At 70.3% G+C, this 21,570-nt stretch carries 21 protein-coding genes; 15 read left to right on the top strand and 6 right to left on the bottom strand.

Annotated features, from left to right (window positions below; genetic code table 11):
• Positions 1-34: 34 nt before the first annotated feature.
• Positions 35-781, bottom strand: a complete 747-nt coding sequence (locus KUA19_RS07320) for a phosphoglyceromutase (protein ID WP_217395306.1) — start codon at positions 779-781, stop codon at positions 35-37.
• Positions 782-937: 156 nt separating this feature from the next.
• Here KUA19_RS07320 and KUA19_RS07315 point away from each other — a divergent pair, with 156 nt between their 5' ends.
• The 8 genes from KUA19_RS07315 to KUA19_RS44445 all read left to right on the top strand — a co-directional run bounded on the left by KUA19_RS07315 (position 938) and on the right by KUA19_RS44445 (position 10,743).
• Positions 938-2,191 carry an MDR family MFS transporter gene (locus KUA19_RS07315; protein ID WP_217395305.1) on the top strand — a complete coding sequence of 418 codons (1,254 nt, stop codon included), beginning with the start codon at positions 938-940 and terminating at the stop codon, positions 2,189-2,191.
• On the top strand, positions 2,172-3,419 hold the full coding sequence (locus KUA19_RS07310; protein WP_217395304.1) for an MDR family MFS transporter: 1,248 nt from the start codon (positions 2,172-2,174) through the stop codon (positions 3,417-3,419). Before KUA19_RS07315 ends, KUA19_RS07310 begins: the two co-directional genes overlap by 20 nt.
• Positions 3,420-3,426: 7 nt before the next feature.
• A complete protein-coding gene (locus KUA19_RS07305) occupies positions 3,427-4,764 on the top strand; it encodes an MFS transporter (protein WP_217395303.1) in 1,338 nt (445 codons plus the stop codon).
• A 189-nt stretch (positions 4,765-4,953) separates the two neighbouring features.
• Positions 4,954-5,856, top strand: coding sequence for a MurR/RpiR family transcriptional regulator (locus KUA19_RS07300; protein ID WP_217395302.1), 903 nt, complete (start codon positions 4,954-4,956; stop codon positions 5,854-5,856).
• 240 nt (positions 5,857-6,096) lie between these two features.
• Positions 6,097-7,530 carry an N-acetylglucosamine/diacetylchitobiose ABC transporter substrate-binding protein gene (gene ngcE / locus KUA19_RS07295; protein ID WP_217395301.1) on the top strand — a complete coding sequence of 478 codons (1,434 nt, stop codon included), beginning with the start codon at positions 6,097-6,099 and terminating at the stop codon, positions 7,528-7,530.
• 119 nt (positions 7,531-7,649) lie between these two features.
• Positions 7,650-8,660, top strand: coding sequence for a carbohydrate ABC transporter permease (locus tag KUA19_RS07290; RefSeq protein WP_217395300.1), 1,011 nt, complete (start codon positions 7,650-7,652; stop codon positions 8,658-8,660).
• A gap of 10 nt (positions 8,661-8,670) precedes the next feature.
• Positions 8,671-9,621, top strand: coding sequence for a carbohydrate ABC transporter permease (locus tag KUA19_RS07285; RefSeq protein ID WP_217395299.1), 951 nt, complete (start codon positions 8,671-8,673; stop codon positions 9,619-9,621).
• Positions 9,622-9,831: 210 nt separating this feature from the next.
• Positions 9,832-10,743 carry a DUF559 domain-containing protein gene (locus tag KUA19_RS44445; RefSeq protein WP_217395298.1) on the top strand — a complete coding sequence of 304 codons (912 nt, stop codon included), beginning with the start codon at positions 9,832-9,834 and terminating at the stop codon, positions 10,741-10,743.
• A 184-nt stretch (positions 10,744-10,927) separates the two neighbouring features.
• Here KUA19_RS44445 and phoU read toward each other — a convergent pair whose 3' ends face one another.
• Positions 10,928-11,566: a phosphate signaling complex protein PhoU gene (phoU, locus tag KUA19_RS07275; protein ID WP_217395296.1), complete on the bottom strand. Its 639-nt coding sequence runs from the start codon at positions 11,564-11,566 to the stop codon at positions 10,928-10,930.
• 211 nt (positions 11,567-11,777) lie between these two features.
• On the opposite strand from phoU, the gene KUA19_RS07270 reads away from it, so the two are divergent.
• Positions 11,778-13,109 (top strand): sensor histidine kinase, encoded by a 1,332-nt coding sequence (locus KUA19_RS07270; protein WP_254548950.1) that lies wholly within the window; start codon positions 11,778-11,780, stop codon positions 13,107-13,109.
• A 24-nt stretch (positions 13,110-13,133) separates the two neighbouring features.
• A complete protein-coding gene (locus tag KUA19_RS07265) occupies positions 13,134-13,817 on the top strand; it encodes a response regulator transcription factor (RefSeq protein WP_212827902.1) in 684 nt (227 codons plus the stop codon).
• A 36-nt stretch (positions 13,818-13,853) separates the two neighbouring features.
• On the opposite strand, the gene KUA19_RS07260 is transcribed toward KUA19_RS07265, so the two are convergent.
• From KUA19_RS07260 to KUA19_RS07250, 3 genes are read right to left on the bottom strand one after another with little or no spacing between them, the layout of a single operon-like run.
• Complete coding sequence (locus KUA19_RS07260; protein WP_308167364.1) at positions 13,854-14,237, bottom strand: type II toxin-antitoxin system death-on-curing family toxin; 384 nt, start codon at positions 14,235-14,237, stop codon at positions 13,854-13,856.
• Positions 14,234-14,416 (bottom strand): hypothetical protein, encoded by a 183-nt coding sequence (locus KUA19_RS07255; protein ID WP_217395294.1) that lies wholly within the window; start codon positions 14,414-14,416, stop codon positions 14,234-14,236. The genes KUA19_RS07260 and KUA19_RS07255 overlap by 4 nt, the downstream gene beginning before the upstream one ends.
• Positions 14,413-15,225, bottom strand: a complete 813-nt coding sequence (locus tag KUA19_RS07250) for a DUF3109 family protein (protein WP_217395293.1) — start codon at positions 15,223-15,225, stop codon at positions 14,413-14,415. The genes KUA19_RS07255 and KUA19_RS07250 overlap by 4 nt, the downstream gene beginning before the upstream one ends.
• 309 nt (positions 15,226-15,534) lie before the next feature.
• Here KUA19_RS07250 and KUA19_RS07245 point away from each other — a divergent pair, with 309 nt between their 5' ends.
• Together KUA19_RS07245 and KUA19_RS07240 are read left to right on the top strand one after the other, a co-directional pair.
• A complete protein-coding gene (locus KUA19_RS07245) occupies positions 15,535-16,461 on the top strand; it encodes a Ppx/GppA phosphatase family protein (protein ID WP_217395292.1) in 927 nt (308 codons plus the stop codon).
• A gap of 20 nt (positions 16,462-16,481) precedes the next feature.
• Entirely contained in the window at positions 16,482-17,282 is an 801-nt protein-coding gene (locus KUA19_RS07240; protein ID WP_372451773.1) for a sugar phosphate isomerase/epimerase family protein, read from the top strand.
• A gap of 3 nt (positions 17,283-17,285) precedes the next feature.
• Here the strand turns inward: KUA19_RS07240 and KUA19_RS07235 are convergent, their stop codons facing one another.
• A complete protein-coding gene (locus tag KUA19_RS07235; RefSeq protein WP_217395290.1) occupies positions 17,286-17,885 on the bottom strand; it encodes a CGNR zinc finger domain-containing protein in 600 nt (199 codons plus the stop codon).
• 350 nt (positions 17,886-18,235) lie between these two features.
• Between KUA19_RS07235 and KUA19_RS07230 the strand changes: the two genes are divergently transcribed.
• The 3 genes from KUA19_RS07230 to KUA19_RS07220 all read left to right on the top strand — a co-directional run bounded on the left by KUA19_RS07230 (position 18,236) and on the right by KUA19_RS07220 (position 21,509).
• Positions 18,236-19,189 (top strand): proline dehydrogenase family protein, encoded by a 954-nt coding sequence (locus tag KUA19_RS07230; protein WP_217395288.1) that lies wholly within the window; start codon positions 18,236-18,238, stop codon positions 19,187-19,189.
• Positions 19,190-19,341: 152 nt separating this feature from the next.
• Positions 19,342-21,189 carry a hypothetical protein gene (locus KUA19_RS07225; RefSeq protein ID WP_217395287.1) on the top strand — a complete coding sequence of 616 codons (1,848 nt, stop codon included), beginning with the start codon at positions 19,342-19,344 and terminating at the stop codon, positions 21,187-21,189.
• A gap of 119 nt (positions 21,190-21,308) precedes the next feature.
• Positions 21,309-21,509, top strand: a complete 201-nt coding sequence (locus tag KUA19_RS07220) for a helix-turn-helix domain-containing protein (protein ID WP_212829236.1) — start codon at positions 21,309-21,311, stop codon at positions 21,507-21,509.
• The last annotated feature ends 61 nt before the right edge of the window (positions 21,510-21,570 follow it).

The following is a 21,570-nucleotide window of genomic DNA, read 5'->3' as shown; positions in this document are numbered from 1 at the left end:
CCTCGGTGGGCGCGCTTGAGACAGGCGCTGTCCGTTACCGGCCCTGGTTGGCGACCGCGGCGGCGGCCTCGGCGGCGGCGGCCGGGTCGAGGTAGGTGCCGCCGGGGGTGACCGGGCGCAGCTTGGCGTCCAGGTCGTAGCGCAGCGGGATGCCGGTCGGGATGTTGAGGGCGGCGATGGCCTCGTCGGAGATCCCGTCCAGGTGCTTGACCAGCGCGCGCAGCGAGTTGCCGTGCGCCACGACCAGCACGTTCTTGCCGTCGAGCAGGTCCGGGATGATCGCGTCGTACCAGTACGGCAGCATCCGCGCGACCACGTCCTTGAGGCACTCGGTGCGCGGCTTCAGCTCGTCCGGCAGCCCGGCATAGCGCGCGTCGGCGAACTGCGAGAACTCGTCGTCGTCGGCGATCGGCGGCGGGGGGGTGTCGTACGAGCGGCGCCAGAGCATGAACTGCTCCTCGCCGTACGCCTCGAGGGTCTGCTTCTTGTCCTTGCCCTGCAGCGCGCCGTAGTGGCGCTCGTTGAGCCGCCAGCTGCGCGACACCGGGATCCAGTGCCGGTCCGCCGTGTGCAGGGCGATCTCGGCGGTACGGATCGCGCGGCGCAGCACGCTGGTGTGCACCACGTCGGGCAGCAGGCCGTGCTCCTTGAGCAGCTCTCCGCCGCGGCGCGCCTCCGCCTCACCCTGGGCGTTGAGGTCGACGTCGACCCAACCGGTGAAGAGGTTCTTGGCGTTCCATTCGCTGTAGCCGTGCCGCAGCAGCACCAGTGTTCCAACCATGTCCTGCATCCTCCCTGATGGTCGTCAAAGGGCTGTGACCAGGCCCCAGCGGCGCCGCGTGGTGACCGTCACGCGGAAAGGCGAGTGACTTCTGTCAGGCCGGGCCCCTAGGTTGTAAGGCACTGAGGGCCATAGCGAGCATTACAGGAGCGCGGCGTGCGGGGCTGGCTACAACAGACGGCGGGCGGACTACCCAAGACTTTCTGGTACCTGTGGAGCGGCACCCTGATCAACCGAACGGGTGCCTTCGTCATGCTCTACCTCGAGATCCACATGGTGTACGACTACGGCTTCACCGCCTCGTTCGCCGGTCTCGTGCTCGGTCTGTTCGGTGGCGGCATGGCGCTCGGCTCGCTGGCCGGAGGCGTGCTCGCCGACCGCTGGGGCCGTCGCTCGACGCTGCTGCTGTCCAACATCGCCCTGGCCGTCACCGCGATCGGCCTCGGCCTGTCCTTCCAGCCCGTCGTCGTCGCCGCGCTCGCCACCGTGTACGGCTTCTGGAACGGCCTGGGCCGCCCCGCCTTCTCCGCGACGATGGTCGACGTGCTCGGCCCGAGCCTGCGCATGCGCGGTATGAACCTCAACTACTGGGCCATCAACCTGGGCTTCTCGGCGGCCGCGATGCTCGCCGGGGTGCTCGCGCACGCCCCGCACCTGACCGTGTTCGTGCTGAACGCCGCCAGCCAGCTGGTCATGGCCACCATCGTCTTCCTGCGCGTGCCGGAGACCACCCCGGTCACCGCCGTTACCGGCCGTCCGAAGTCCGAGGGCAGCATCGGGCTGGTGCTGCGCGACCGGGTCTTCATGACGTTCGTGCTGCTCAACCTTGGTCTCTGGATCATCATCGAGGCCTGCAAGCTCATCCCGATCGCGATGCACCAGCGCGGCCTGGACGCCACCGACTACGGCACCGTCATCGCCGTCAACGGCATCATGATCGTGGTCGGCCAGCTGTTCGTGCCGCGCCTGCTGGCCGGGCGCAGCCGCAGCCGGGTGCTCAGCGCCGCCGCGCTGCTGGTCGGCCTGGGTATGGGCGCGGTGGCCGTCGCCGGGACGGTGCCGCTGCTGATGCTGACCGTGGTCGTGTGGACCGCGGGCGAGATGATCAACGCGCCGGTGAACGGGACCTACATCGCCGACCTGTCCCGGCCGACCATGCGCGGGCGATACCAGGGTGTGGCCTCGATGGGCTTCACCGCCGCCAACTTCGTCGCGCCGATCATCGGCGGCGCGCTGCTCGACCACGCCCCGCGCGCGACCCTGTGGTTGGTGCTCGCGGCGCTCGGCGTGGTGGTCGCGGTCGGGCAGGCGCTCAGCGGCCCGTCGCGCGAACGCCGGGTGCAGGCACTCCAGGCCGCGCAGGCCCGCCCCGCCGAGGGGGTGCGCGCGGATGCGGCCCTGGCTGCGTGAGCGAGCGGGGATCCGCGGTTGGCTCAGTGAAACCGCGGGTGGGTTGCCTGCCACCTACTGGTACCTGTGGACCGGCACGCTGATCAACCGGGCGGGCGGGTTCGTGGTGGTCTACCTGACCATCTACCTGACCACGGTGCAGCACTTCAGCTCGACCGAGGCGGGCCTGGTGCTCGGCCTGTGGGCGGCGGGCGGCGCGGTCGGCACGATGATCGGCGGCGTCGCGGCGGACCGGATCGGGCGCCGCCCGAGCCTGCTCGCGGCGCACCTGGGCGCGTGCGCGCTGCTGGTTTCGCTGGCGTTCGCCCAGGGGCTCGCCGCGATCGCCGCGCTGACGTTCCTGTTCGGCCTGGTCGCCGAGTCGGCCCGGCCCGCGTTCCAGGCACTCATGATCGACGTGGTGCCCGAGCGGGACCGGCTGCGGGCGTTCACGCTGACGTACTGGGCGGTCAACGTCGGGTTCGCGGTCGCCGCGACGGTCGCCGGGCTGGTCGCCAAGGCCGACCCCAAGCTGATCTTCATGGTGGACGCGGCGACGACGCTGGCCCCGTTCCTGCTGATCCTGCTCAAGGTGCGCGAGCCGCAGCGGGTCCGCCCGGTCGTGGCGGCCGACACGCCGGTAGGGCCGAAGCCCGGCCTGGGCACGGTGCTGCGGGACCGGATCTTCATCGGGTTCGTCCTGCTCAACGTGCTGATCTCGTTCGTGTTCATGCAGCACCTGTCCACGCTGCCGATCGCGATGACCCGCGACGGCATCCCGCCGCAGCAGTATGGCCTGGTCATCGCGCTCAACGGCGTCCTGATCGTGGCCGGGCAGCTGTTCATCCCGAGACTGATCAAGCAGTACGACCGCTCGCGGGTGCTCGCCGCCGCCGCCCTCATCATCGGGCTCGGCTTCGGCCTGACCGCGTTCGCCGACTCGGCCGCGTTCTACGCCGTCACGGTGCTGATCTGGACCGTCGGCGAGATGCTGAACTCCCCGTCCAACTCGACCCTGATCGCGGCGCTGTCCCCGGCGGCGATGCGGGGCCGATACCAGGGCATGATGTCGCTGTCCTGGTCGGTGGCGGGGTTCGCCGCCCCGGTGCTCGGCGGCTGGGTCCAGCAGCATCTCGGCGACGAGGTGCTGTGGCTGGGCTGCGCGCTGATCGCCGCGGTCGCGGCCGGGGCGCAACTGTGGGCCGGACCGGCCCGGGAACGGCGGGCCGCCGCGCTGCGGGCGATGTGAGGACTCCATGACTTTCCTGCGCCAGACCGTGGGCGGGCTGCCGCGCATCTTCTGGATGCTGTTCACGGTGATGCTGGTCAACCGGCTCGGCGCGTTCGGCCTGCTGCTGTTGCCGACCTACCTGACCAGCGCCCGGGGCACCACCCTGGCCGTCGCGGGCCTGGTCACCGGCGTGTACGGCGCGGGCGGCGCGGTCGGCACCCTGCTCGGCGGAGTGCTGGCCGACCGATGGGGCCGCAAGCCCACGTACCTGGCCGGGCTCACCACCGCCTCGGTGCTGATGCTGGCCATGGGCCTGGCCCGGCCGATCTGGCTCATCGCGCTGCTCGCGGGCGGCATCGGCCTGGCCCACTCGCTGCCCGGCCCGGCCACGGTCGCCGCGATCGTGGACGTGCTGCCCGAGGCGGACCGCTCGCGCGCGTTCAACCTGCAGTTCTGGGCGTTCAACATGGGCGGTGCGGTCGCGGCGTCGCTGGCCGGGCTGATCGCCGAGGCCAGCTTCGTGGCCCTGTTCTTCATCGACGGCGCGATGACCGCCGCCACCGCCCTGGTGGTGTGGCGCCTCATTCCGGAGACCCTGCGCCGCCCCGCTCCGCCGCCGCCCCATGATCGTCATCTTCGGTCAGCGGGTGCGGCGGAAGCCGAGCTGGTGACCGCCAACGGCGATCCTGCCGGGACGACGGCGAGCGCCGCGGCCGAGACCAGGCGGGCCGGGCTGGGAACGGTGCTGCGAGACCGGGTGTTCCTGACCTTCGTCGGGCTGACGTTCGTGCTGGCGCTGTTGACGGTGCAGGGGCAGTCGATTCTGCAGTTGGCGATGGAGGGCGACGGGCTGCGGCCGGCGGCGTACGGGGCGGTGGTGTCGCTGGGCGGGGCCATGATCGTGGTCGGGCAGCTGTTCGTGCCCCGACTGATCCGGGGTAGGCGGCACGCGACCGTGCTGGCCGGGGCATTCGCCCTGCTGGCGGTCGGCTACACGGCGGTGGCCCTGGCCGGGCCGCTGTGGACGTACCTGGCAGCGGCGTCGGTGTGGACGGTCGGGCAGATGCTGGCCGCCCCGCCCAACGCCTCGATCATCGCCGAGCTGGCCCCGGTGCGACTGCGGGGCCGGTACCAGGGCGTGTTCTTCCTGGTCTTCCCGGCGGCGGGTTTCGTCGCGCCGACCGTGGGCGGCTGGAGCCTGCAGCAGTTGGGGGCGTGGCACTGGGTCGGGTGCGGACTGCTGGGACTGCTGGCGGCGGGCGGACATCTGCTCGCGGCACGCACGCGGGAACGTCGCGCCGACCACATCAGAGTGATCGAATCGGCCGCTGCTTCGGCCGCGCTGGAGCCCGCCGCTGCCTGATCGTGATCGGGCCCTAATAACCCCGCAACATGCCCTCCACCGAACGGTGGAGGGCATGTTCGTCTATACGGATGAGCTCGCAAAGTAACGGTTTGAAAACGTCCAACGTGACTGTTGACACGGCCGCAAATTAAGTAAGAATTCTTTCCACATACAGTTAACACTCCTTCCTAAAAGAGGTTGACGATCGTGGAACGAGGCGGGCACTCGGCGGCAGGCACCGACAGCGTGCTCGCCCGGCTGCGCGCCAAGCTTCCCGAGTTCACCGGGGCGCTGCGCCGCGTGGCCGAACAGGTGCTCACCGATCCCGCCGGGGCGTCCCGCGCGACCATCGTCGAGCTCGCGGAGCGTTCGCATACATCGCCCGCGACGATTACCCGGTTCTGCCGGGCGGTCGGCTTCGAGGGATACGCCGACCTGCGCCTGGCCATCGCGGGCGAGACCGGCCGCGCCGCCCGCTCCGCCGGCTGGGCCGTGGACATCGGCCGCGCCATCCAGCCGGGCGACCCGCTGGAGCGCGTGCTCGGCCAGATCATGGCCGCCGACACCCAGGCGATGCAGGACACCGCCGCCATGACCGACCTGGCCGAGGTGGAGCGGGCCGCCGACGCGATCGCCGCCGCCGAGCGGGTCGACATCTACGGCGCGTCCGGTTCGGCCCTGGTCGGCGCGGAGATGCAGTTCTCGTTGCACCGCATCGGGATCGCCGCCTGGTCCTGGCCGGACGTGCACAACGGACTGGCCAGCGCCGCCCTGCTGCGCAACGGCGACGTGGCGCTGGGCATCTCGCACTCGGGGCAGACCCGGGAGACGATCGAGATGATCGCCGAGGCGGGCAGCCGGGGCGCCACCACCGTCGCGCTGACCAGCTTCCCCCGTTCGCCGCTGGCCGACGTCGCCGACATCGTGCTGACCACGGCCACCCAGGCGACCACGTTCCGGCCCGACTCGCTGTCGGCCCGCCACCCCCAGCTGGTGGTGCTGGACCTGCTCTACATCGCGGTCGCGCAGCGCACCCACGAGCGCGCGCACGCGGCCTTCCAGCGCACCGCCCAGGCCGTTGCCGGCCACCGCCTGCGGGAGGTGGTGTGACGTGCTCACCGCACTCGCGCCGCGCGCCGCGCGTCCGGCCCCGGCCCAACTCACAGACTCCGGCGCGGCAGCGTCGGTAGACGCGGCGACGTCCTGCTCGGACGTGCCGCTGCGGCATCTGGTCACGCCCTCGGGCGTGACGTTTCCCGGCATCCCCGGGGAAGCGCAACACCAGAGCGAAGTGCAGCGACGCGCCGGATGGGCCCGACGCGCCGCCATATCTCGTACGAGGAGATTCTCATGACCGTAACCCCCGACAGCCCGTCGGAGCTGAACCGCCGCACCGTGTTGCGCCGGGCTGCCGCCGCCGGTCTGCTCGCCACCCCCGCCGCCGGCATCCTGGCCGCTTGCGCCAGCACCGACAACGGCGGCGACACCGGTGACAAGGGCGCGACCAGCGAGTCGAACCCGTTCGGCGTCGACGGGACCAAGCCGGTTGAGGCGGTCGTCTTCGACGGCGGCTTCGGCCAGGACTACGCCAAGTACTACGCGGCGTCCTACGAGAAGAAGTACTCCGGCTCCAAGGTCGGCATCGTGTGGTCGAAGGAGATCCAGACGGACCTCCAGCCGCGCTTCGCCGGCAACAACCCGCCGGACGTCATCAACAACTCGTCGCCGAAGACCCTCGGCATCGACGTGCTGGTCGCCAACAGCCAGGTCGAGGACCTGACCCAGCTGTTCGACGCGGGCAGCGTCGACGACCCGAAGGTCAAGGTCAAGGAGACCCTGCTCGCCGGTGTCATCGACGAGGGTCTGTACAACGACAAGCCCTACACCCTGAACGCCGCGTTCACCGTGTACGGCTTCTTCCACGACGCGACGCTGTTCGCGGCCAAGGGCTGGACCGTCCCGAAGACCTGGGAGGAGTTCCTCACCCTCGCCGAGAACGCGAAGAAGGAGGGCATCGCCGCGTTCACGCACCAGGGCAAGTACCCCTGGTACATGAACAACGTGATCATCGACTGGGTGTGGAAGGTGGGCGGCAAGTCGGCCGTCGTCGCCATCGACAACCTGGACGCCAACGCGTGGAAGGCCCCCGCCGTCGTCACCGTGATCGACAAGATCAAGGAGATGCTGGACAAGGGCTACGTGCAGCCGGGTGCGGCGGGTCTGGACCACACCACCACCCAGCAGGCCGTCATCGACGGCAAGGCGCTGTTCATCCCGTGTGGCACCTGGCTCGAGGGTGAGATGGCCAAGACCCTCAAGCCGGACACCAAGCTCGAGGTGACCGCGCAGTGGAGCCTGACCGCGTCCGACGCGAGCCCGTACGGCACCATCCGTGCCGCCGCGGGTGAGGGCTGGATCGTGCCGTCCGGCGGCAAGAACAAGCAGGGTGGCCTGGAGTTCCTGCGCCTGATGCTGTCGAAGGACAACGCGCGCAAGTTCGCCGAGCTGACCAAGTCGCTGCCGGTCGTCAAGGGCGCCGCGGAGGGTCTGACCGGCTCCTCGCAGTTCACCTCGGCGAACAAGGCGCTGGCCGAGGCCGGCACCAACATCGTCAGCACGAAGTTCGGCGGCTGGTACCCCGACCTGTACAAGGCCTTCGAGGGCGCGATCAGCAACCTGATGGCCGGCAAGGGCGGCTCCGCCGAGTTCACCGACGCGATGCAGAAGGCGGCCGACAAGATCGCGGCCGACCCGAACGTCAAGAAGCAGAAGCGGACCAACTGACGTTCGCCGTCTGACCCGGCCGGGTCCGGAACTCCTTCGCGGGGTTCCGGGACCGGCCGGGTTCCGGGGCTTCCGCTCCTCGTACCCCCTGGTCTTCACTCATCCGAAGGATTGCGGTCATGTTGCGAGCCCGGCGTCGGTTCCGGCCCGACAGGTTCCTGTTCATCACGGGCTTCCTGGTCTTCCCGGTCGTGCTCTACCTGATCTACGTGATCAACCCATACCTGCAGACGGCGTTCTACTCGCTCACCGACTGGAACGGCTTCTCGCCCGACGTGCCGTTCGTCGGCACCGGCAACTACGTCGACCTGTTCAAGGACGATGTCTTCCTGCGCGCGCTCTTTCACAACGTCCTGATCCTGACCGTGTATCCGCTGGTCACGATCACGATCGGCCTGTTCTTCGCGTTCATGCTGAACGTGGGTGGCCGCGGCGACAAGGCCGGTATCCGGGGTGTGCGCGGATCGTCGTTCTACAAGATCGTGTTCTTCTTCCCGCAGGTCCTCTCGATCGCCGTCGTCGCGATCATCTGGGGGCGGGTCTACGAGAGCAGCGCCGACTCGGGCCTGCTCAACTCGCTGCTGCTGAAGCTCGGCCTGATCGACCACGACAAGCCGAAGCTGTTCCTCGGCGAGTCCGACTCGTGGCCCTTCCCCGCGCTGCACCTGGGCGACGTGACGCTCGACGCCTCCGTCGTGCTCTGGTGCCTCATCGCGGTGGCGGTCTGGGGCGGCGTCGGTTTCTACCTGGTGCTCTTCTCGGCCGGCATGCAGTCGATCCCCAAGGACATCTACGAGGCGGCGCTGCTGGACGGCTCCTCGCGGGCGCAGTCCTTCTTCCGGGTCACCCTGCCGCTGCTGTGGGAGCAGATCTCGGTCGCCTGGGTCTACCTCGGCATCGCCGCACTCGACTTCTTCCTGCTGGTCTGGACGATGACCCCGGGTTCCGGCGGTCCGGACCACGCCAGCGAGGTGATGAGCTCGTGGATGTACTTCACCGCGTTCAACGCCAGCCGGATCGACAAGTTCGGCTACGCCTGCGCCATGGGCATCACCATGGCCGTGTTCACCCTGCTCTTCACGGTGGTCCAGCTGCGGATCACCCGCCGGCGCGACAAGATCGAATTCTGAGGTGGCTGCGATGACTACGACTACCACCCGCTCCGCGCACTCGAATCCGGCGCCGGCGCCGACCGCGCCGGACGGCATCGGCCCGTCGAAGGAGGACGGCCGCGTCCTCAACATCTTCTCGCACGGCTTTCTGATCATCTGGGCGCTGCTGGTCACCATCCCGCTGGTGTGGGCCGTGATCCAGTCGTTCAAGACCGATCGCGAGATCCTCACCAACCCGCTCAGCCTGCCGTCGAGCCTGAACTTCGACGCGTTCGGCCGGGCCTGGAGCAAGGGTCACATCGGCGAGTACTTCCTCAACACCGTTGTGGTCATGGTGTTCAGTGTCAGCCTGACCATGCTGCTGGGCGCCATGGTGGCGTACGTGCTGGCCCGCTACCCCTTCCCGGGCAACCGGTTCATCTACTACCTGTTCGTGGTCGGCCTGACCATGCCGATCTTCCTCGGCCTGGTGCCGCTCTACCTCACGGTGAAGAACTTCGCGGCCTCGCTCGGCCTGGAGAGCGTGATCGGGCTGAACACCTACGGCGGCCTGATCCTGGTGTACGTCGCCTACTCGCTGCCGTTCACCGTGTTCTTCCTGCACGCGTTCTTCCGCACGCTGCCGACCACGATCGCCGAGGCCGGCATGATGGACGGCGCCGGGCACTCCCGCCTGTTCTTCCGCATCATGCTGCCGATGGCCAAGCCCGGCCTCATCAGCGTCGGCCTGTTCAACATCATCGGCCAGTGGAACCAGTTCCTCCTGCCGAAGCTGCTGATGTTCCCGCAGTCGGGCTTCGAGAAGGGCCACTTCGTCATCACGCAGGGCCTGCTGGAGCTGGCGAACAACTCCAAGTACGAGACGGACTGGGCTCGGCTGTTCGCCGGCATGACGCTGGCGATGCTGCCCATCCTGGCCGTATACCTGGCCTTCAACCGGCAGATCCAGGCCGGCCTGACGGGTGCCACGGTCAAGTAGCGCCAGCCCGCCGCTTGACGGGACTCCGGGGTCAGGCCCGGGTTTGTCATTGACGCTGGCCTATCCAGAGGACGATTTTCCGAAATCCGTCCACTGGATAGGCCAGCGTCAATGCTATGTGAAGGGGGTCCTGTGGACAGGTGCGCGTGTCGTCCACAGGTCGGGCTCACCCGGTGGTGGCGGAGGTGAATCAGCTCCACGCTTGCCGAGGTGAACCCACGACTGCTGAAGCTCATGGAGTATGGCGAAGGGGTCTGCCACCGCCTCGACGCCACGCAGGTGGTGCCGCCCCACGTGATCGAGTACGCCGTCGCGACTGGGCAGGTGGTCCGGCCCCTGCCGCGTACGCTGATCGATCCGGGGCTGCTCGGTGACCATGATGCCGTCCTACGAGCAGCGCTCGCCTATTCTCGCGGCCCGGCCGCCGCGAGTCACCTGTCGGCGCTGCGGGTCTGGGGTCTGCCTGTACCGCCTCTGATGTGGGTGCACCTACTGACCGACGACCGACGGCACCTTCGCGGCGTGCCCGGCGTCCGGGTTCACCGCCGCGAGGATTTCGTCATCGAGCCGCCGGAAGTGCTGATGCGGCGCGATATCCCGGTGACCAGGGTCGAGTCGGCGGTCGTCGACAGCTGGCCGTTGCTCGATGGGGATGCCAAGCGCGCGCCGGCGATCGCGGCCGTGGCTTCCCGGCTCACGACCGTCGAGCGAATCCGCGAGGTGTTCGACCGCTTTCCCAGGATCGCGGGGCGACGCCACCTCGCTCGGCTGCTCGCGCTGCTGGATGCGGGATGCCGCAGCATGCTGGAGTTGTGGGGGCATGATCACGTCTTCTCCGGCCCTCAGTTCGTCGGGCTGCGGTGGCAGGTCCCGGTCCGGATCGGGGAGCGTTGGGTGTACCTGGATGCGCTGGACGAACCGTCCGGAGTGAACCTCGAACTGGACGGGGCCGCGACGCACGCGGGTGCGTCGGACCGGGAGCGGGATCTGCGTCGGGATGCCGCGCTGACAGCTCTCGGCTTCACCGTGGTGCGCTTCACGTCGGCTCGTCTGCGGCGAGAGCCGGCGAAGGTGCGTGCGGAGGCGTTGTCGATCATCGAAGCGCACCGACGCGGGCGATGAGTCAGTGCGGGTAGTCGATCGGTCGACGGGTCACCCGGTCGAGGTGATGCTCGGGGAGGGGGCCTCGGCGGCGCCACCTAGCATTGACGCTGGCCTATCCAGTAGACGGATTTCATGGAATCGTCTTCTGGATAGGCCAGCGTCAATTGAAAACGGGCTGGGGCCCGCGGTGGTGCCAGGCGGCTCAGGACTCGCCGGTGACCAGGTAGATGACGTGGCGGCCGGCGTTCACGGCGTGGTCGGCGTACCGCTCGTAGAAGCGGGCCAGCAGTGCCGCGTCGACCGCCGCCTCGACGCCGTGCGCCCAGTCCGGCCCCAGCAGCGTGTTGAACAGCGCCTTCTCCAGCTCGTCCATGACGTCGTCGTCGCGCTCCAGTTCGGCGGCGCGCTCGATGTCGCGGGAGGCGAGCACCAGCGTGATCTTGCCGGCGATGCGGTCCGCGATGTTGGCCATCTGGCCGAAGGTGGGGGCGAGCTCGGACGGTACGCAGACCGCCGGGTAGCGCCGCAGGGCTGCCTTGGCGACGTGCTCGGCGAGGTCGCCCATGCGCTCGAGGTCGGTGCCGATGTGCAGGGAGGTGATGACCATGCGCAGGTCGGAGGCGACCGGGGCCTGCTGGGCGAGCAGGCGCAGCACCTTCTCCTCGACCTGCTTGAACAGGGCGTTGATCTCCTCGTCGCGGCGGACGACCCGCTCCGCACCTTCCTTGTCGGCGCTGAGCAGGGCGGTGGTGGCGGCGCTCATGGCGGTGCGGACCGCCTCGGCCATCGACACCAGCAGGCGGCCGACCTCGAGCAGGTCTGCCCGGAACTCCTCGCGCATTCGTCACTTCCTGAGGTGGGGGCGGGACCGGTGTCCCGGTGTGGTGCGCCCAAGGTAGGTCGCGTACGCGTCTTGAAGGTGAACAATGGTGAACGAAGACGGGCGCACCGGTGAACACTGTGCAACCAATGCCAGTTATAAACCAGTTCGCGCCTTTTTGTACCAGAACGTGAGTCGCAAGATCTGACCTACGATCGGCATCGTGACGGCACTGGCAGCGGCTTCGAGCGACGGCACGATCGGCATCGCGATCGCTGTCGGTGTCGTGCTGGGCCTGCTGGCCGGGCTCGCCCTGGCCCGCTACCGCGCGAACAAGCGGGCGGCGTCGGCGGTCAACACCCTCGGCCCGAGCGGCCTGGGCGCGCCGCCCCCGAACGACCCGCTGGCCGGACTGGGCCGCAAGAGCCTGGACTCGCTGCGCGTCGGGGTGGTGCTGCTCGACGCCGGAGACCAGGTCGTGCTGGCCAACCGGGGCGCCCGCGCCATGGGGCTGCTGCGCGCCAGCGCCATCCCGGGCGCCATCACCGCCCACCCCATCCTGCGTACGCTCGCCGCGCAGGTGCGGCACACCGGCGTGCCGCGTGAGGTCGAACTGGACCTGCCGCGCGGGCGCGAGCTGGCCGAGTCCCAGCCGCTGGGCGTGCACCTGCGTGCCGTGGCGGTCGGCGGTGGGCTGGTCTGTGTGGAGGCGGCCGACGTCACCGACGCGCACCGGGTCGAACGGGTGCGCCGCGACTTCGTCGCCAACGTCAGCCACGAACTGAAGACCCCGATCGGGGCGCTGCAACTGCTCGCCGAGGCGCTGCTGGACGCGACCGAGCCGCGTACCGACGACGAGGACGCCGACCCGGTGGCCACCGCCGCGCAGGCCGCCGAGGATGTGGCGGCCAGCCGCCGGTTCGCCGAGCGGATCAAGCGGGAGAGCACCCGGCTGGGCCGACTGGTGTCGGAGCTGCTGGAACTGTCCCGGCTGCAGGGCGCCGAGCGGCTGCCCGACCCGGAACCGGTCGCCGTCGACGCGGTGATCGCCGAGGCGCTGGACCGCGCCCGTACCACCGCCGTGGCCAAGAAGATCGAGCTGGTCGTGGTCGGCACCCGGGGGCTGACCATCTTCGGCAGCGACACGCAGTTCGCCACCGCGCTGGGCAACCTGGTGGAGAACGCTGTCGCCTACTCGCACGAGGGGGCGGCGGTGATCGTCAGCGCCCTGGCCGAGGGCGACCGGGTCGACATCAGCGTCTCCGACCAGGGCATCGGTATCGGGCCCGAGGATCTGGACCGCGTCTTCGAGCGCTTCTACCGCGCCGACCAGGCCCGCTCGCGCGCCACCGGCGGCACCGGCCTGGGCCTGGCCATCGTCAAGCACATCGCGACCAACCACGGCGGGCGCGTCGACGTGCGCAGCCGCCTCGGCGGCGGCTCCACGTTCACGCTGCGCCTGCCCGCCCGCCCGCCGGAGGCGATGCTCCCGCAGCCCGCCGACATCGACCTGACTGCCGCCATACCCCCCGCAAACCCTGTGCATCCGGCCCCGGCCGGCTGACCAACCTTCGGAAAGGTGGGCCAGATGTCCCGCGTACTGGTCGTGGAGGACGAGGAGTCCTTCTCCGACGCGCTCTCGTACATGCTGCGCAAGGAGGGATTCGAGGTCTCCGTCGCCGCCACCGGCACCGCCGCGCTCACCGAGTTCGACCGGACCGGCGCCGACATCGTGCTGCTGGACCTGATGCTGCCGGAGATGTCCGGCACCGAGGTGTGCCGCCAGCTGCGCCAGCGCTCGCACGTGCCGATCATCATGGTCACCGCGCGCGACAGCGAGATCGACAAGGTGGTCGGCCTGGAGATCGGGGCCGACGACTACGTGACCAAGCCGTACTCGCCGCGCGAACTGGTCGCCCGCATCCGCGCCGTGCTGCGTCGCCAGGCCGGGGACGTGGTCGAGGTCGCGGGTGGGACGCTGGCCGCCGGCCCGGTGCGGATGGACGTGGAGCGGCACGTGGTGACCGTCGAGGGCACCCCGGTGCAGCTGCCGCTCAAGGAGTTCGAGCTGCTGGAGCTGCTGCTGCGCAACGCGGGCCGGGTGCTGACCCGCGGGCAGCTCATCGACCGGGTGTGGGGCGCGGACTACGTCGGCGACACCAAGACGCTGGATGTGCACGTCAAGCGGCTGCGCTCGAAGATCGAGCCGGAGCCGTCCACCCCGCGCTACCTGGTGACGGTCCGCGGACTGGGCTACAAGTTCGAGCCGTGAGCCGGTGCGGACGGGCCCACGACCCGCCAAGCGGGGTCAGTACAGGTCGCGCAGTGCCTCGGCGATCTGCTCGACTTCGCGCAGTTCGCTGGTCGAGACCGCGATGACCAGGTCGTACGCCGCGTCCTGGTTCAGCGCGGCCAGGCGTCGCCGGGTCACCGCACCGTTGACGGTCAGGAACGCCGTGGCGGCGATCCAGCCGATCCGCTTGTTGCCGTCCACGAACGGGTGGTTGCGCACCAGCGACTGCAGCAGCGCCGCCGCCTTGGTCCACAGGTCGGGGTAGGCGTCGGCGCCGAACACGGTGCTGCGCGGCCGGGCGACCGCCGATTCGACCAGGCCGGGGTCGCGCACGGCGACGCCGAGCCGGGCCGCGATCGCCATGACGTCCGCGTACGACGGGACGTAGACCTCGCTCACTGGGCGAGCCGCTCGAGCAGGTCCTCGTGCAACGCGAGGATGTCGCCGACCGCCGCCGCGAACGCCTCGGGTGAGGCGTCGACGGTTTCGGTCACGTCGTCGAGCGCGGCCAGGCGCTCCTCGTCGACGGGCGAGGCGGGTTCGCCGGTCGTGGTGCGGGGACGGGTCTCGTCGGTCATGGCTCGAGGTTAGTCCCGTCGGCAACCGGGTTGGCGCGCTCGCGGGCGGCGACGGTGGCCGGGTGCTCGGCGACCAGGCCGTGCTTCTCGCGTTGGGCGCACAGCTCGGCCAGGCGGGCGTACGCGGGCTCGCCGATGAGTTCGGTCAGTTCGGGGCCGTAGCTGAGGTACATCGGCTCGGTGCCGGTGTGTGCGTCCGGCGACGAGGTGCACCACCAGTGCAGGTCGTGGCCGCCCGCGCCCCAGCCGCGCCGGTCGAACTCGCTGATCGAGGAGACCAGGATCTTGGTGTCGTCGGGGCGCTTGGTCCACTGCTGGTCGCGCCGGATCGGCAGCTGCCAGCACACGTCGGGCTTGTAGCGCAGCGGGTGCACCCCGTCGCGCAGCGCCTGGGCGTGCAGGGCGCAGCCGCCGCCGCCCGGGAAGTCGTCGTCGTTGAGGAACACGCACGGGCCGTGCTCGCCCTGGGTGGCGGTGCGCCGGGCGGGCTTCTCGTCGTGCAGTTCGTCCAGCTCGGTCCACTTCTCGAACCCGCGTACGTGGTGCTGCCAGGTGGAGCGGTCCAGCCGTTTGACCGCCGCCTTGACCCGCTTGATGTCGTCGTTGTCGGTGAAGAAGGCGCCGTGCGAGCAGCAGCCCTCGCGCTCGCGGCCCGCGATGATGCCCCGGCACTTGCTGCCGAACACGCACGTCCATCGCGAGAGCAGCCAGGTCAGGTCGGCCCGGATCACGTGCTTGGGGTCGGCCGGATCGGCGAACTCGAGCCATTCGCGCGGGAAGTCCAGCGGGGTCTCGCCCTCGTGCTCCATCCGTCCAGGGTACGGCGGCCGCCGGAGCGCCGGTTCCTGCCGCGCCCACCGCCCGGCTTCCGTCCGCCGATGGTTGCCGTAAAGGAGCGTGACATCGCGCAGCGATGTAGCGACGCGCGGCAGCCATCGGCTTCAGGGACGGAAGCCCGCGCGCGCGGGGGGGGGCCCGGCCCGCCCCCCCGTCCCCCCGCCCCCGCGGGGGGGGGCGCCGGCAGCTCAGACGGAAGCCCGCGCCCGCGCAGGGGGGCGCCGGCAGCTCAGACGGAAGCCCGCGCCCGCGCAGGCGGGCGCCATGACACAGTTATGCGCATGCGGCTCGGGGTGCTGGACGTCGGGAGTAACACGGTCCATCTGCTGGTGCTGGACGCGCATCGGGGTGCCCATCCGTGGCCCGCGCATTCACAGAAGGAGCGGCTGCGGCTGGCCGAGCAGCTGGGTGAGGCCGGGGAGCTGACCCGGGCCGGGGCGGATGCGCTGGTCAAGGCGTGTGCGCAGGCCCGCCGGGCGGCGAAGGAGCTGGAGGTCGACGAGCTGATGGCGTTCGCGACCTCGGCCGTGCGTGACGCCACGAACTCGGCCGAGGTGCTGCGCCGGGTGCGCGAGGAGGCCGGGGTCGAGCTGCGGGTGCTCTCCGGCGAGGACGAGGCCCGGATGACCTTCTTCGCGGTGCGCCGCTGGTTCGGCTGGTCGGCGGGGCGGATGCTGGTGCTCGACATCGGCGGCGGGTCACTGGAGATCGCGGCCGGGATCGATGAGGAGCCCGCCCTGGCCGTGTCGCTGCCCCTCGGCGCGGGACGTCTGACCAGGCGTTTCTTCCAAAGTGACCCACCGTCGGCGGCGGAGTTGGCGGAGCTGGAGTCGTACGTGGACGAGCAGCTGCAGCACCGGGAGCTGGACGCGTTGCGCGGCTGGAAGATGGCGGCCGCCACCTCGAAGACGTTCCGTTCGCTGGCCCGGCTGTCCGGCGCGGCGCCCAGCGGCGACGGGCTGTGGTCGCCCCGCGCGATGACCCGTCAGGGCCTGCACCAGGTGCGCGGCTTCATCCAGCGGATGGCGTCGTCGGCACTGGCCGAACTGGATGGAGTCAGCGCCAGCCGGGCGCACCAACTGCTCGCCGGTGCCGTGGTGGCGGAGGCCACCATGCGCCGTTTGGGCATCGACGAGCTGCGGATCTGTCCCTGGGCGCTACGGGAGGGGGTCATCCTCGCCCGCCTGGATCAGCTCACCGGCAGGTGAACGGGGATACCCTGGACAACGTGTCCATTCCCGTACTGCTGTCCAGCTCGTCCGTTTTCCCGGAGCCGACCGCGGCCGCCTTCGAGCTGGCCGCGTCACTGGGCTACGACGGTGTCGAGGTGATGGTGTGGACCGACGCGGTCAGCCAGGACGCGGGGGCGCTGCGCGGCCTGTCCCGCCACTATGGCGTGCCCGTGCTGTCGGTGCACGCGCCGTGTCTGCTGGTCACCCAGCGGGTGTGGAGCTCCGACCCGCGGGAGCGGCTGCGGCGCGCGGTGGTGCTGGCCGACACGCTGAGCGCCCCGACGGTGGTGGTGCATCCGCCGTTCACCTGGCAGCGCGACTACGCCCGCCAGTTCACCGACACGGTCGCCGACCTGGCGCACCGGCACACCGGCATCCGGATCGCGGTGGAGAACATGTACCCGGTGCGGATGGGCCGCCGCCAGTTCGTGCCGTACGCCCCGGGCTGGGATCCGACCGAGACCGGCTATGACTCGTACACGCTGGATCTGTCGCACTGCGCGGCCTCGCGCTCCAACGCGATGATCATGGCGGACGCGATGGGGGCGGGACTGGCCCACATCCACCTCGGCGACGGCACCGGCGAGGGCCGCGACGAGCACCTGGTGCCGGGCCGGGGCGGCCAGCCGTGCGGGGCGCTGCTGCGCTCGCTGGCCGGACGCGGCTTCACCGGCTCGGTGGCGCTGGAGGTGGCGACTCGCAAGGCCGGCAGTCGCGCCGAGCGCGAAGCCGACCTGGCGGAGTCACTGGAGTTCGCCCGCAAGCACCTCAGCCCGGCCGTGACCACCCCAGCGTGACCTTCAGCTGAGAGCGGGGGCCAGTTCCTTGGCGCGCTCGGCGGGCTGGGGGAGGCGGGCGACCGGAGCGGCCGGGGCGGCGGCGTTGGCGGCCTTCTTGCGGGCGCGGTGCGCGGCCACGTGCGAGCGGGTCGCGCAGCGCTCGGAGCAGAAGCGGCGGCAGTTGTTGGACGAGGTGTCCAGGTAGACGTTGCCGCAGCGGTCGTCGGCGCAGACGCCGAAGCGGGCGCTGCCGTACTCGCACAGCCACACCGACAGCCCCCAGACGGCCCCGGCCAGGTACTCGGCGCTGACCGCCGAACCGCGGCTGGTGACGTGGATGTGCCAGTTGCCGGACTCGTGGCCGGAGATGCGCGGGTGCACGGGGTGCGCTTCGAGCATCGAGTTCAGCTCGTTGACGGCCTCACGTTCGCGGCCCGCGGCGCCGTGCTCGAACACCTCGCGCAGCCGCCGCTGGGCCTTGCGGAAGACCTGCAGGTCGCGGTCGGTGGCGTCTTCGCACATCCAGTCCGGGCCGGGCAGCATGGCGCGGAGCTGGATGAGGTCGTCCAGCGGCGCGTTGATGAGCTCAACAGCCGTTCGGGCGTACGCATCGAAGTTCACCCGACAAAGGTAGAGCACCCGCGCCGATTGTGCAGTGTCAACATAAGCCGGGGTCGGCACGGGGGCGGTGCGGGTGACCGTGCGTGATCATGTTGATGCGCTGCGGCGATATCGGCGCCACGGACGGTGGTCGGACCGGGCGTGATCCGGTCGCGGCGAACCGGCGGCGAGGCACGCACTCCCGGTCGGGAGCGTCCTTTCGCCACGGCCACGGTCGGTGACGCCGCGGCCGGGCGCAGTGACGATCGGCACAGCGACCGCGCGGGTCCTCAAGACATAGAAGAGTGTTCTTGTATACAGAGTCAGGTGGTCCCGCGAAGCGGCGGCCGTAGGGGAGTTACGCTGCCCTCATGCTTCGCTCCGTGATCCTTGCCGCCGCTCGCTCCCACAAGGTGGAGCGGCTCGTGGAGACCGCACCGGTCAGCCGTGATGTGGTCAAGCGCTTCGTCGCCGGTACCGGTACCCCAGAGGCCCTCGACACCACGGCGGAACTCGCCGACCAGGGGCTGTGCGTCACGCTCGACAACCTCGGCGAGGACACGCTGACCCCGGAGCAGGCGGAGGTCACCAAGCAGGCGTACCTGGAGCTGCTCAAGGCGCTGGGCGGGGCTGGGCTGACCACCGACCGGGCGCCCGCCGGGGCGCAGACCATCGCCACGGCCGAGGTGAGCCTGAAGCTGTCCGCGCTCGGGCAGGCCTTCGACGAGCAGCTGGCCGAGCGCAACGCGCGCGAGATCTGCGAGGCCGCGGCGGCGGTCGGCACGACGGTCACCCTCGACATGGAGGACCACACCACCACCGACTCGACTCTGGACATCCTGTCCCGACTGCGCCGCGACTTCCCGGCCACCGGGGCGGTGCTCCAGGCGTACCTGCGGCGCACCGAGAGCGACTGCCGGGAGCTGGCCACCGCCGGGTCGCGGGTGCGGCTGTGCAAGGGGGCGTACAAGGAGCCCGAGCACGTGGCCTACCAGGCGACGCTGGAGGTCGACAAGTCGTACGTGCGGTGCATGAACATCCTGATGGCGGGCGAGGGCTACCCGATGCTGGCCACGCACGACCCGCGCCTGATCGCGATCGGGCAGGACCGGGCCCGCTGGTTCGACCGCGCCCCGAGCCAGTTCGAGTTCCAGATGCTGTACGGCATCCGCCCGGACGAGCAGCAGCGCCTGGCCCGCCTTGGCCACACCGTCCGCGTCTATGTCCCCTACGGCACGCAGTGGTACGGCTACCTCATGCGACGGCTCGCCGAGCGGCCCGCCAACCTGGGCTTCTTCGCCCGAGCCCTGGTGTCGAAGAAGTAACTGATCGGCTGATCATCGGTGCTTGACCGGGCACGGTAGCGTCCACGTCCGTGCAGCCCGAGGACGCGACTTCTCCGTATCAACCGCCCGTCCCCGACCAAACGGAAACGCGGCACCTCCCCCTCGACGGGGAGGAGCCCACTCCCAATGCCGTGATCGCCGCCGCCCAGACGCCGATCGTGCCCTCCCAGTACGTCCCGCGGGAACCGGCCATGCCGGTGGCGCCGCGGGACGAGCCGGTGGCGTTCGGCGGTCCGACGCAGGCGGTGCCGGTGCAGCAGCCCGTGCCCGCGCGGCCGTCCCAGGCGGTCCCCACGCCCGTGGCGCCCGCGCAGTACGGTCAGCCGACGTACCCCCAGCAGCCCTACGGGCAGCAGTACCCCCAGCAGCCCCACCCGCAGCCGACGTACGGGCAGCCCGGGTACCCGCAGCAGCCGACGTACCCGCAGCAGCCCGCGTACCCGCAGCAGCCCTATGGGCAGCCGACGTATGGACAGCCGACGGCGCCGCCGACCGTGCCGCCGACGGCGCTGCCATACCCGGGCCAGCAGGTGCCGGGGCAGCAGATGCCGGGGCCGGGCGCCGCGGGGGCGCCCGGTCAGCCGGTGACGCAGCCCTGGCCGTACCCCCAGCAGGCGCCGCAGCCCACGGCCTGGCCGCCGCAGCCCTATCCGGGCGCGATCCCCGGTCAGTGGCCCGGCGCGCCGGTGCCCCCGCCGCCGCGCAAGAAGCGCGGCAAGCTGATCGCGATCCTCGCGGTGGTGCTGGTGCTGGTCTGCCTCGGCGCGGGCACGGCGGTCGTGATCGGCGTGCCGTGGCTGGTCAAGCAGGCGGACGGCGACCCGAGCGCGAGCCCGAGCGGGGTGCGCAGCCCCAAGCCGGGCGACCCGGTCAGCGTGGCCCAGGCCTGGGCCGACGACAAGATCCGCAAGACCCTGGCCAAGCAGGACGCCGCGCTGCTCAAGGGCGACGAGGCGGAGTACCTGAGCATGGTCGACCCGGCCGCGACGGCCGCGTACGAGACGCTGCAGCGGCAGTTCCGCTCGCTGCGCGCGATGAAGGTCTCCAGCATGGTCGACAAGGCCGACCGGGCGGCGCCGGTGGTCACCACCGACGGCGAGTGGCGGGCCGAGGTCACCACCCAGACCTGCTTCGTGGTCACCCCGTGCGAGGACGCCGAGGCGAAGTCGGGCACCCGCTGGCGGATCGAGAACGACCAGGCCGTGGTCGTGGAGTGGACGCCGCGTACCGGCAACCCGTCGCCGCACCCGTGGCAGGTCAGCGAGCTGGTCGCGCGGACCGGCAACCGTACGGTGGTGGCCACCACCAAGACGTACGCGGCGAAGCTGCCCACGCTGCTGCGCGAGGCGGAGAAGGCGGCGCTGGTCGCCGACCGGTTCGTCCGGGCCGACCACAAGCCGAGCCAGTACATCGTCTACTACGCCGGTAAGCGGGAGTGGAAGAGCTGGTTCGACTGGGGCCCGCCGGACTGGGCCGGCGGCGTGGCGATCGACGTGAGCGACGACCGGTACGAGCTGGTGCTCAACGCCGACGTGCTGCAGCCGAGCTTCCTGGACAACATCCTGCGCCACGAGCTGACCCACGCCTCCTCGCTGCCGGGCCGCTACACCGACCGCGACGACCTGTGGTGGCTGGTGGAGGGCATCGCCGAGGTCGCCGAGATGTCCGGTCTGCCGGTCAAGCAGTACGAGGGCCTGCCCGACGTGAAGAAGTACCTGAAGACCTGGGACGGCAACGTCGAGGTGGATCCGCCGGGCGACAAGACCGCCGAGTGGATCGTGGGCGCCCGCTACGGCGTCGGCTTCCTGGCGCTGCGTCACGTCAGCGAGAAGTACGGCGAGAAGAAGCTGGTCGAGTTCTTCCACGCGGTGGTGCACGACCACGAGACGTTCGAGAACGCCGCCAAGAAGGTGCTGGGCACGTCCTGGTCGGCGTTGGAGAAGGAGTGCGCCGAGTACATCAAGCGCAATGCGCGCTGATCTTGACGAAAGCCTCGCATCGGTAACAATGGTCCCGGTACCGTACTCAATACACAGGAAGCCACGGCCGCGACACATCCACCACCGGCCGCCCTGTGCCAGAGGAGGTGGGGCTGGTCATGATCGGATCAGCGCGACAGGACGCTCGACTGGCGGAAGTCAGGTTCCTCACCGTCGCCGAGGTGGCCACGCTCATGCGGGTGTCGAAGATGACCGTCTACCGGCTGGTGCACTCCGGCGAGCTGTCGGCGGTGCGGGTGGGCAGGTCGTTCCGGGTCCCCGAGCAGGCGGTTCAGGAGTATCTGCGCGCGGCGCTGTGAGACCGAGCGCTCAGGCACAACCCCCTGGACGTGCAACTGCGGCTGCTCGGCTACCCTGAAC

It is taken from the genome of Catellatospora tritici, from assembly GCF_019083965.1.
Classification (GTDB): Bacteria; Actinomycetota; Actinomycetes; order Mycobacteriales; family Micromonosporaceae; genus Catellatospora; species Catellatospora tritici.
This window is presented reverse-complemented; position numbering and strand designations above follow the sequence as displayed.